At 42.4% G+C, this 11,818-nt stretch carries 9 protein-coding genes; all 9 read left to right on the top strand.

What is annotated here, in order from left to right; genetic code table 11:
- Position 1 precedes the first annotated feature (1 nt).
- On the top strand, positions 2–1,027 hold the full coding sequence (locus L6475_RS03740) for a TolC family protein (protein WP_237822630.1): 1,026 nt from the start codon (positions 2–4) through the stop codon (positions 1,025–1,027).
- 17 nt (positions 1,028–1,044) lie between these two features.
- On the top strand, positions 1,045–3,222 hold the full coding sequence (locus L6475_RS03735; protein ID WP_237822628.1) for a hypothetical protein: 2,178 nt from the start codon (positions 1,045–1,047) through the stop codon (positions 3,220–3,222).
- A gap of 48 nt (positions 3,223–3,270) precedes the next feature.
- Positions 3,271–4,797, top strand: coding sequence for an O-antigen ligase family protein (locus L6475_RS03730; RefSeq protein ID WP_237822626.1), 1,527 nt, complete (start codon positions 3,271–3,273; stop codon positions 4,795–4,797).
- Positions 4,781–5,698, top strand: coding sequence for a glycosyltransferase family 2 protein (locus L6475_RS03725; RefSeq protein ID WP_237822624.1), 918 nt, complete (start codon positions 4,781–4,783; stop codon positions 5,696–5,698). The genes L6475_RS03730 and L6475_RS03725 overlap by 17 nt, the downstream gene beginning before the upstream one ends.
- 17 nt (positions 5,699–5,715) lie before the next feature.
- On the top strand, positions 5,716–6,774 hold the full coding sequence (locus tag L6475_RS03720; RefSeq protein ID WP_237822622.1) for an acyltransferase family protein: 1,059 nt from the start codon (positions 5,716–5,718) through the stop codon (positions 6,772–6,774).
- Complete coding sequence (locus L6475_RS03715; protein ID WP_237822620.1) at positions 6,771–7,559, top strand: SGNH/GDSL hydrolase family protein; 789 nt, start codon at positions 6,771–6,773, stop codon at positions 7,557–7,559. The genes L6475_RS03720 and L6475_RS03715 overlap by 4 nt, the downstream gene beginning before the upstream one ends.
- Positions 7,560–7,851: 292 nt before the next feature.
- Positions 7,852–9,063, top strand: a complete 1,212-nt coding sequence (locus tag L6475_RS03710) for a glycosyltransferase family 2 protein (RefSeq protein ID WP_237822617.1) — start codon at positions 7,852–7,854, stop codon at positions 9,061–9,063.
- A gap of 2 nt (positions 9,064–9,065) precedes the next feature.
- Positions 9,066–10,253: a glycosyltransferase family 2 protein gene (locus L6475_RS03705; protein WP_237822615.1), complete on the top strand. Its 1,188-nt coding sequence runs from the start codon at positions 9,066–9,068 to the stop codon at positions 10,251–10,253.
- A 41-nt stretch (positions 10,254–10,294) separates the two neighbouring features.
- Positions 10,295–11,806, top strand: a complete 1,512-nt coding sequence (locus tag L6475_RS03700; RefSeq protein WP_237822613.1) for a lipopolysaccharide biosynthesis protein — start codon at positions 10,295–10,297, stop codon at positions 11,804–11,806.
- Positions 11,807–11,818 lie beyond the last annotated feature (12 nt).

Genomic DNA, 11,818 nt, shown 5'->3' with positions numbered 1-11,818 from the left:
AATGAGACTATCCCGAATCTTTTCATTTGTGCTGTTTGCACTGATCATCTCTACTCGTTCCATGGCTCAGGGCCAATTGGACGACAGCGGTATCAGTGCAGGTTTCTTTGACTCCAGCTTTGAGAACGACATTAACTTTTCAGACTTCCACCTGCCCCCGTTAGGTGTGCTTTTCGAAAATGCCAAGTCAAACCCAAATATTCTCCAGATGGCGAAGAAACAGGAAATTGCCCAAGCAGATGTGATAAAGCAGAAGAAACACATATTCTCTTATATCAACGGGCATGCCAGCTACAGTTATGGTAAAACAGACATGTGGGGAAACAACTCTTCAACTTACAACACTATGATCTATCAGTTCCAAGGCTCAGAACAGAGCTATTGGAACGTTGGTGTAAACGTAAGTGTTCCATTAGAAGACCTTTTGGATTTAGGACATTCTGTAAAACGTATGCGACTGAAGGTTGAAGATGCGCAATATGCAAAAGATGCTGCCTATGATGATTTAAAACTTCAGATTGCGACCCTCTATATTCGCATCACCAACAACCTTAATGCCTTGAAAACTGCAGGTATCAGTGCTGCTATCTATCAAGGTGCCAACCAATTGGAAGAAGAAGACTTCCACCAAGGCAACATGCAAATTGGTGAGTATGCTTATAGTAGTTTGCAGGGACAAAGCGCTGTAAACAACTATCAGTCACTTCTTACCAGTATTACAACAGATATCGTGACGCTTGAAATTCTCAGTCATACTCCTATTCTGACTAATACTACTACTGAGATAACACTCGAAAGTGGTATCTATAAGTCAGAGAAACAAATTCAGAAGGAAAACAAAGCTGCTGAAAAACGCATGCAAGAAAAGTTTGATGCAGAGGAACGCCAGATTGAAGAGTTAAAGAAAGAAGAGCAGAAGAAGATCGAAAAAGAAAAGGCGGAGAAAGAAAAGGCTGAAAGAGAGAGGGCCTTGAAAGAAAAAGCTGAAAAAGAGAAAGCCGAAAAAGAAAAGGCTATGAATAAATAACGCAACACTTAGACATCATGGACATTTTTAGATATTTTGTCAGATTCCTATATAAAATAAGGTGGTATTTAGTGATACTGCCGCTCATTTCTTTAGTTGTGGCCTATTTCGCAACACGTGATTTAGAGCGTATCTACGATACTGACACGACTATTTATACTGGTATGATGACCGGTTACAACATTGAGGGCGGTTCAGGTATTGCTGGTGGTAATGCTCAAGTCAACATGCAAAACCTGCTCACGATTATCACTACTGACAATACGATTCATGAGGTAGCCCTTCGTCTCTTTGCGCGATGCATGATGTATGGCAATGCCAACAAAGACAACAACTACATCAATGCTGAGCATTTCCGTGTATTGGATGCGCGTGTTCCTGCCGACATCAAAGCACTCATCAACCACAACAGCGAGGATGCAACTTATGCCAATCTGAAAGCCCATGAGAAAGCATCGAAGGACAACTATCTCTTCGGTATGCTAAACAGCGACTATTATTTCGGTATCAACAGTATCACTTCTCGCTTGAAGCCCATGCAGATGCCGAACACCGATATTATCAACATCTCCTATTCCTGCAACGATCCTGGTATTTGCTATAACACTGTCGATATTCTGAACGATGTGTTCTCGCGCCAATATCAGAACTTGCGTTATGGCGAGACTCACAACGTTATCAAATTCTTCGAACGCGCCGTTGCTCGTCTTTACAAGCAGTTGACCAATGCTGAAGCAGAACTGATTCGTTACAATATTAAGCACGACATCATCAACTATGCTGAGCAAACAAAACAGCTTACGAATCTAGAGGGCCAGCATCAAATTACGCTGAACGAGTTGCGCATGAAGCTGAAAACCACCGAAGCATTGATTCGATATTTGGAGCGTCAACTTGGAAACCGCCAAGAGATTATCAAATCGAACAAAGACTTCACCTCGCTGGTACGTGAGATTTCTCGCCTGCAGTCGCGTATTTCTAACCTCCGCTTGATGAGTAGCGAAAACGGAGGCTCAGATTCAGAGGCTCAGATAGAACTTGCTAAAGCAGAAGCCCAGTTGCGCGAATGTACAAAACAGGTAAAGGAGCTTACCAGAACCATCGAAGCCAACAACTACGGTACTGATACAGGTGTAAAAGCCTCATCACTTATAGATAAATGGCTGGAACAGATTCTTCTAAGAGAAGAGACACTTGCTGAGTTGCAGGCTCAGGATATCATGGAAGACTATTTGGCCAACCAATATAGCAAGTTCTCGCCCATTGGTGCTACCATTGAGCGCAAACAGCGACATATCGGTTTCGTTGAGGGCAACTACATTGAGATGCTTCGTGCCTTGAACGCAGCCCGTTTGCGTCAGCGCAACCTCCAAATGACGACAGCTTCGCTCAACGTGCTTAATCCTCCCACATTCCCCTTGCAGGCACAGTCGGCCAACCGCATCATGTACCTTTTGGGCGCATTTGCATTGACATTTTTCTTCGTCATTCTTTATTTCCTGATTATCGAATTACTCGACCGCACCTTGCGCGATCGCATGCGTTCAGAGCGAATCACTCAGATACCTGTCATGGGTTGCTTCCCAAAAGAAAGTACGCTGCGTTATCGCCGTTTCAACAAGACCATCAGCGATATGGCATTACGCCAGTTGAGCAAAGCCCTCCTACCCTATTTCAAAGAAGGCCAACAGAATGTGCTCAACTTGCTTTCTACAGATGCTGCCAACGGTAAGAGCTATTTGGCCCAAGAACTTGAAAGTTACTGGGTATCCATCGGTCTGCAGGTTCGTCGTCTCACCTATGACGAAGACTTCTTGGCAGAAGACAGCAGATATATCCTTGCTAAAGACATCAAGGACCTCTGTCCTGATATTCAACCAAACGAGATTGCTATTGTTGAGTATCCAAATCTGGACGATAATTCTATTTCCTCAGCCTTGCTGAACATGGGAACTATCAATCTCATGGTGACTCGTGCCAACCGCACATGGAAGGATGTTGACCAAAAGGCATTGAAAGAACTTCAGTCACGTTTGACAGATAAAGATTCCCTCTTTATGTATCTGACCGAGGCAAACCGTTATGCCGTTGAGGAGTTCGTAGGTCAGTTACCACCTTACACAGGATTCAACAATTTTGTTTACCGCATGTCTCAACTTGGTCTGACTGCTGTTGAGAACAGTCATGCGAAATAGTGATTACTTACATAGGAAACATTTCATACGAAACATGAATCGTCTCCGATGAAGAGAAGCGCAAGTATAACAAAAGACTTAAACGGAGGAAGAGTATTTTTACTCTTACTCCTTTTTGCTTTTGCCCTTTATCTATTTGTCAGCGCAGGCTTCCCAGCATTTGCAGCAGTATGCATGCTGCCATTAGTCGTCATAACGATTATTTTCGCTTTCAGAAAACAGTCTTCATTATTTTGGATACTGTTCATCGTAAACTATTTTCTACACTTTGCCGGCCGCCATCACTACCTACCGAATGGCATACCCATGTCATTGTACAATGAAGGCATCGAAGTTATGCTTCTCATCATGGCAGTGATAATGGCACCAGGTGAAAAGAAATTCAGCAAGGCTATCAATCCTATGCTTTTAGCCATTCTTTTATGGTGCAGTTTGGGATTTGTTGAATTATTCAATGACACGTGTGGATTAGGCTATGACGTAGCAGCCTGGTTTGCAGGTTTTCGATTACTATGTATTCAGTTCATCTGGACACTACTTGTATATACCATCTATATTAACTCCCCACAAAAAATCCACACTCTCCTAAAGATATGGGCTTTCCTTGCACTATTCTCTGCCTATTGGACATTTAAGCAGAAGATTTTTGGATTTACCCAAGCGGAGAATGTATGGTTGCAGACAGCAGGTAGAACACACATCATTCAGGGTGGAACACTGACTCGATATTTTTCAACTTTCTCCGATGCGGCCAATTATGGCTGTAATGCCGCAGCTACCGCAGTACTTTTTATGGTTGTTGGTATTACCTCACGCATCAAGAAAGACAAAATATTTTTCATTCTCACAAGCCTTGCTGTCATCTGGGGAATGTTTCAATCTGGTACCCGTACAGCAATTATTTGTTTGGGCATGGGTTTCATGGTATTCATTGTTCTCTCAAAATCATTCAAAATTGCAATCCCCTCTATCGCGATATTCTCATTATTTGCAGTAATACTCATTTTTACCAATATTGGCAATGGCAACCAGCAGATACGACGAATGCGATCAGCGTTTAATTCTGAGGACGCTTCTACTGCAACGCGAGATATCAACCAGGCAGTCATGAAAAAATACCTGGCCGATGCGCCATGGGGTATTGGCATTGGAACTGGTATGGAAAATGTCCCTGCCAACAATAAATTCCGCAAATTATCTACAATGCCCCCCGACTCAGAATACGTATTTATATGGATACGCACTGGCGCCATCGGTGTTTCAATATTCGCTATCTCCATGGTTATCATGTTCTTGGGGGCTTGTCGAGTTGTATTTTTTGAGATAAAGAACAGGGCATTAATGGGTATAGGAGCAGGGGTTTGCAGTGCCTTTGCTGCCATGCAACTTGGCGGTATCGGCAACCAGGTGTTGATGCAGTACCCCAATGGCTTATTATTCTTTGGCGCACTTGCCGTTGTCTATACACTACCCTATATAGAACCGGAATGGGAAAAATTCGAATTAGAGCGATTAAATAAAGAAAAAGAGAAACAAGAAAAGAAACTAGCCAAGAAACTTGAATCAAGAGCATAACATATCTATCATCACAGTCAATTACAATGGCTACGAAGACACCTGTAGCCTTATTGACTCGGTTGTCTCAAACCATATTGAGGCAGAAATTATTGTTGTGGACAATGGCTCAAAGAAAGATGAAGCATCGAAGATTCAAATTCGTTATCCTTTTGTAAAAGCGATTCGAAGCGATGAGAATCTTGGTTTTGCGGGGGGAAATAATCTTGGCATTAAGGCTGCAACAGGCAAATATCTCTTTTTCCTGAATAACGACACCGAATTCAGGGGTGATGCCACAGAAATAAACAATGGTATATCATCTTTGATCCGAACGCTCGAATCATCAAAAACGATTGGCATGGTTTGTCCGAAAATCCGTTTTTCTTGGGACGACTCCCCCATACAGTTTGCCGGTTACACTCCATTATCACCTATCACGCTCCGTAATGCCTCTATCGGCTATGGTGAAGCCGAGCGGGGACAATACAACACCGCCCACCCTACTCCTTACGCACACGGTGCTGCCATGATAGCCAAGCGTGAAGCAGTCGATTCAGCCGGCCTCATGCCAGAATGTTATTTCCTTTACTACGAGGAACTTGACTGGTCGATGATGTTTAAGAATGCCGGTTATGTGATATGGTATGACCCATCATTAACCATCTATCACAAGGAGAGCCGTTCTACGGGGCAGAACAGTCCACTAAAGACCTACTATCTCACGCGCAACCGCCTGTTGTTCATTCAGCGTAACATACCACGCCGTCTCCATTTTATCAGCTATCTGTACATGACATTAATGGTGGCGCCACGAGATATTTTGAAGAATATCATCAAAGGCGATTTTGCGCAACTTAAATCTATCCGCAGAGGTATTTACGACTTCTATACCAACCGGCAAGGGTATCGCAAACTATAAAATCCAAAAAGGGAAAAATGATTCAAGACAACTTCAAAATTCGCCTATCCAACACCATCTCATGGCTACGTCTTCCTCTGATCATCGCAATCATCATGCTTCATTGCTATTCAGTAGTGCGTCTAGATGGTGTAGCTTCTTCAGCCTATTTTAAGTTCCTTTATCCTTTTTCTTTATGGATTGGTGAGACTGCAGTTCCAGCATTTTTCTTTATTTCAGGTTTCCTGTTTTTCGCCAGTCGCAAGGATTATGTTCAAAAGGTCAAGACCCGAATTTCTTCACTTCTTGTACCTTACATTCTTTGGAACAGCCTCTTGATTCTACTTTACATATCATTTCTTCTTTTGGGCTATCCTCAAGACATCTGCGGAAAGAGCATAGCAGACTATGGAATCATAGACTACCTCCGTCTGTTTTGGGATCGCGGAACGTACGACAATGGCAACTTCACCCCTATATTATGCCCATTATGGTACATCAGGAATCTGTTTCTTGTAACACTCTCAGCCCCTATTTTCTACTATGCCATTAAATATCTTCGTGAACTGTTTCTGGTGGTGACTTTTGCATGGTGGATTTCAACCTACCACAATGCGTTTATAGAACAGACCATTTTCTTTTTCAGCCTTGGAGCATACTTTCCCATACACGACAAGAATCCCTTGAGAATAGTGTGCAGCTACCCATCACTATTCTTTACTATATCTATCCTACTGGGCATGGCTGATATCCTGACCCATACCCTATGGTCCACATCTGCCAATCTGCAGATACACCGTCTTGCAATTATCACCAATATTCCTGTTCTTCTCTATCTTGGTGACTATTTCAGCAATCACGGGCACACATTCTCAAAACTTTCACAAGCCACCTTTTTTATTTACTGCTCACACTACCCCATTGTTCTCTTTCTCAGAAAAGCCTGCATCGGCCTACTTCCCCAGGCTTCAGCCTTTACACACATCGCTTTATACTTTGCATGTGTAATATTAACGACCATTATCTGTTACGCTCTATTTAGGGCCACGCGCCTATTCTTTCCGAAATTCAACAATCTTCTATCTGGTAATCGATGAACAAGCGTATCCGTATCGCTCTAACAGGCATATCAACCCTTGCCGTCATCGTTATAGCTGCAGCATTATACGATTACTATACGTGTGCACAAGAAAGATTTCCATACCATATCAAGAAGTCTCAAAGTGACACACTTCGTATAGCATTTATCGGAGACAGCTGGGCATTCATGCATCGGGAATACGATGCTGCCACAAGCCAGTATCTTTCTCAAAGTCTTAACCACCCGGTCAGACTGATGTCATTTGGTATTTGCGGACTAACCAGTAGTGAGATTTATGAAAATATATTCGAGAACGATTCCCTCAAGGACTTTCTGTCAATCGGCCACGACTACTGTATTCTTTCAGCCGGAATAAACGATACATACAAGAAAATGTCTCCTACATATTATTCCAAAAGCATTGAGCACATCAGCAATTTTCTCCTTTACAACGACATCAGCCCCATCATTATCGATATTCCGGATTATGATATATACAAGGCTTACGAACACCAAAAGACATCCAGGAAAATCATTCGCCAGCTATCCATGCTTATCAATGGCTTGCCTATTGACTGCAAGAACATCTACCGTGATGAGTTATACGAACTAACCTCAAGCCACAAATATAGAGGAAAAATAAAAGTCATCCCATTCAAGCTATGGAACGGCAATTATACAAGCGATCAAGAGCTTTACTACAGGAGTGACGGTATGCACCTGAACCGAAAAGGCTATGAGCGCCTCTTTGAATGTCTTCCAGAAGTATTACAAACGAATACTTATTCTGTTCCGTACTAACGGATGCGCCATCACATCATAATGGCACCACCTTCGAGATAAATTTTAGCTATAATTTTGAAGATTATAGCTAAAATTCAAGTAATTATAGCTATAATTTATTTCAGCCTTTATCAAATCTCACTGGAAAAGTTGTTTCATTAATGACCAATGGATTGACTTTTCATCAACCTTCGCAGTTCAATCACAGCTAAAGAGGTCATAAACGTGCACAGATGTTTGTTTTTTGAGTCTTTCCTTTGCGCGTTCTAAAAAAAAGAGTATATTTGCATTTCAATACAAACAAAAGACAATGATTGGAATGAATTTGTGGTGGATTCTATATATCATCGACGGATTACTTTTTACCGTTGCAGCGCTTACGGTGCTTTACCTTTTCATATTCGCCATTGCATCCCTTTTCTATAAGCATGACGAGATAAACAGAGCCAAACGCCAGAACCGCTTTATCATCATCATCCCCTCTTACCGCAGAGACGATGTTATTATGCAGTCGGTCAATTCCATCCTTGGACAGACCTACCCTCAGCGATTGTTCGATATTGTGGTAGTCTCCGACCATCAGTCTGAAATGACCAACATGCGATTGGCCCAACTTCCGATCACCTTGCTCACACCAGATTTTATAGAGAGTTCGAAAGCGAAATCACTTCAATATGCCATTCTGAACCTGCCAAAATTCAAGATTTACGATGCCGTTTTGATTCTTGATGCTGACAACCTTGTTGAGCCGGAATTCCTGGAACAGGCCAACGATGCATACGAATCGGCAGGTACAAAGGCCATCCAGATGCACCGTTTAACACGCAACCGCGACACCTCCATGTCACGTCTTGACTCTATTTTTGAAGAAATCGACAATTCAATTTTCCGTTTGGGCCACAATGTGCTGGGATTCTCTTCTGCACTGAACGGCTCGGGTATGATATATGATTTTGAATGGTTCAAATCAGCTATCATGAAAGTAAAGACCAGCGGTGAGGACAAAGAGCTGGAAGCAATGTTATTGCGTGACGGTATCTTTATCGAGTTTTTCTCAAACATTTATGTCTATGACGAGAAAACGCGTAACATGGCAGCATTCAACCGTCAGCGCGGCCGTTGGGCAGCCACCCAATTACATATATTGCTGAACAACTTACCCTATTTGCCGTCAGCAATTCTGAACCGTCGCTATGACCTTATAGACAAACTTCTACAATGGATTCTTGTGCCTCGCACCATCCTTATGGGAGTTATTATGGTGATGAGTATTACTCTCCCATTCATCTACTTCTCATTAGCCATCAAATGGTGGATAGCAGCGGCCGTCATAATGTTTGCATTCTCTGTAGCCACACCCGACCACTTGGTTGACAAGAATTGGGACCGCGATTTCCTACGTGCGCCTATTGTCATTCTATGGGGACTGGCTAATATCGTATGGATTGGCATTAAAGAGATGAGCAGTCGTATCCTTTCGGCAAGGAAAGCGATTAGGAGGAACTTTATTCATACCAAGTAGTCATGATCTGGCAGGTGATACATATCATAGACATCGTTCTTTGGCTACTCATAGCATGTTCCACATTCTATGTAGTTCTTTTCTCCCTTGCCTCATTACTAAAGCGACATAAAGCCGCTCAGCAGCAACATTCAGAGACAAGTCCCTACCATTTTCTCGTTGTCTATCCTGCCTACAACGAAGATACCGTTATCCGTCACTCAGTAGCCACTTTCCTACAGCAAGACTATCCCAAAGAACTATTCCAACTGGTGGTAGTCTCTGACCACATGAGCGAGGAAACCAACAATTGGCTTAAAGAGCAACCTCTTACCCTACTCCAACCTGTTTTCAAGAAAAGTTCTAAAGGCAAAGCCTTACAATATACCATCCAGCAATTGGGGGCTAAAGACCAAGAATGGCGCATCGTTATTCTCGATGCTGACAATGTTGTGGAACCCGATTTTCTGAGTCGTCTCAATCTTCTTTGTCAACAAGGCTATCGTGCCATTCAATGTCATCGAACAGCCAAAAATGCCGACAACGACATTGCTGCTCTTGACGGCCTGAGCGAGGAAATCAACAACACGCTATTCCGCAAGGCTCATAACAACATTGGACTATCATCGGCACTCATCGGTTCAGGCATGTGTTTTGAATATGAATGGTTTGCCCAGCATGTTGACCAACTTCAAACCGCAGTTGAAGACCGTGAACTGGAATCGTTGTTATTAATTGAAAACATCTATATCCATTATGCAGAAGACATCTATGTGATGGATGAGAAAGTCTGTTCAGGAGACAATTTCCAACGCCAACGCCTTCGTTGGATGACCGGTCAGGTGCAGTCACTCATCAGCATGCTGCCCCACCTACCCCAAGCCATCATTCATGGCAACGTCAATTATATTGACAAAACCATCCAACAAGCCCTTATTCCACGTAGTCTCCTATTGGTTATCATTCCCTTTATCAGCCTGCTCATCCTATTCATATCCCCTATATGGAGTATTAAATGGTGGGCATTATTAGCCAGTCTCATTCTATCAATAAGCATCGCCATTCCTTCAAAGCTACGAAACAAATCACTTTGGGGCAAACTGATTTCTTTCCCGAAATTGGTTTGGAGAATGGCAGCCAATGTCTTTCAAATAAACCATAAGGACACAAGTTTTATTCATACTTCACATTCCAAAACAAATAACGAATGAGTGAGCGAGTACATAGAAGTGTTATGAATATCAAGGTGGGAATGTTATTTTACATTCTCTCCCTATTCTTGGCATTCTTTTCTCGAAAGATATTCCTTGACTGTCTGGGTGCTGAGTTCATCGGACTGACCGATATGCTGGGCAACATTATGAGATTCCTCAGTGTTGCCGAACTGGGTATCGGTACCAGCATCGTTTTCTTCTTATACAAACCTTTACAGGAAAACGATCATGACAAGATTAACGAGATAGTGTCCATGCTGGCCTTTCTCTACCGCTGCATTGGTTTCCTTATTGGAGGTGCAGGCCTGCTTGTCAGTCTATTCTTTCCATGGTGGTTTAACAATCTGAGTACGGGTCTATTCCTTGTCTATTTTGCTTTCTATGCATTTCTTGGACAATCGTTGGTGGGTTATCTTTTCAACTACCGTCAACTTCTTCTTTCTGCCAACCAGAAACAATATGTTGTCCATAGTTATTTTCAAACTATTGGTCTGCTTCAGAGCCTTACGCAGATTGTCTTAGCCTACTATTTCAAGAATCTCTATCTTTGGGTTGTTGTCGGCTTTGTCTATACCATCATCGGCTGTATTCTGTTCAATCGCCGTATCGATAAAGAATACCCCTGGTTAAAAATAGACATGAAAGCAGGTAAGGCAAACCTCAAACGCTATCCGGAAGTACTGAAAAAGACGCGCCAGATATTTGTACAACGCATTAATGATTTCGTGCTGAATCGCTGTGATGCTATCTTCATCGGTTCTTTTGTATCCGTAACCCAAGTTGCCTATTACAGCAATTATATGATGCTTATCTACAAGCTCATCTTTCTGGTAAACATTCTCTCCGATGGTTTGCGTGCAGGTGTTGGAAATCTGATTGCTGAAGGCAATGAGAAGAACATTATGAAAGTATTCTGGGAACTGGCTACCGTACGTTTCTTTATTTTGGGTGGTGTTATTTTCTCGTTAATCATTGGTATTCAGTCGTTCATCACCTATTGGCTGGGTGTGGAGTATCAGTTAAGTATGCTCATTGTCTATCTCATCATCCTCCACCTGTTCTTCTATTTGCAGGATGCTGCTGTACTCATATTCATTGGCGGAGCAGGACTTTATCAAGATGTTTGGGCCACATGGACTTCATTCTTTATTACGCTTGGTATCACCCTTCTCCTTGCCCCACATTTCGGCATCATCGGCATACTCATTGGCAAGATGAGCAGTCTGTTCATCATCAATGTATTCTGGAAGCCCTACTTCCTATTCTCACAAGGTTTCAAAAAAAGGGTATGGATATTCTGGCGCGGCATGCTGCCACTCTATTTTATCTTTGGCATCTTTACTGTTTTTGCTGTAATAATCAAACAGCAAATCATCGATGTATATGCAGATTCTTTCATTATGCTTGTTATCATAGGTGCAGCAGTATTCATTCCTTTGATGCTGGCCTATTTCCTCACCCTGTTTATCTGCACACGAGGCATGAAATATTTTGTGGCTCGCAAACCTGTTATTTATAATCATCTGTCAAAACTAATCTGTCAAAACTGATCTAATGCTTCG

The sequence above is a fragment of the Prevotella sp. E9-3 genome, from assembly GCF_022024015.1.
Lineage (GTDB): Bacteria > Bacteroidota > Bacteroidia > Bacteroidales > Bacteroidaceae > Prevotella.
Note: the sequence above shows the minus strand (reverse complement) of the source record. Positions and strands in the feature narration are given on the sequence as shown.

Coding starts and splice junctions, on each gene's coding strand:
- L6475_RS03715 (WP_237822620.1), top strand. CDS start 6,771: ATGAACAAGCGTATCCGTATCGCTCTAACAGGCATATCAACCCTTGCC.
- L6475_RS03700 (WP_237822613.1), top strand. CDS start 10,295: ATGTTATTTTACATTCTCTCCCTATTCTTGGCATTCTTTTCTCGAAAG.
- L6475_RS03710 (WP_237822617.1), top strand. CDS start 7,852: ATGATTGGAATGAATTTGTGGTGGATTCTATATATCATCGACGGATTA.
- L6475_RS03720 (WP_237822622.1), top strand. CDS start 5,716: ATGATTCAAGACAACTTCAAAATTCGCCTATCCAACACCATCTCATGG.
- L6475_RS03735 (WP_237822628.1), top strand. CDS start 1,045: ATGGACATTTTTAGATATTTTGTCAGATTCCTATATAAAATAAGGTGG.
- L6475_RS03705 (WP_237822615.1), top strand. CDS start 9,066: ATGATCTGGCAGGTGATACATATCATAGACATCGTTCTTTGGCTACTC.
- L6475_RS03740 (WP_237822630.1), top strand. CDS start 2: ATGAGACTATCCCGAATCTTTTCATTTGTGCTGTTTGCACTGATCATC.
- L6475_RS03730 (WP_237822626.1), top strand. CDS start 3,271: ATGAAGAGAAGCGCAAGTATAACAAAAGACTTAAACGGAGGAAGAGTA.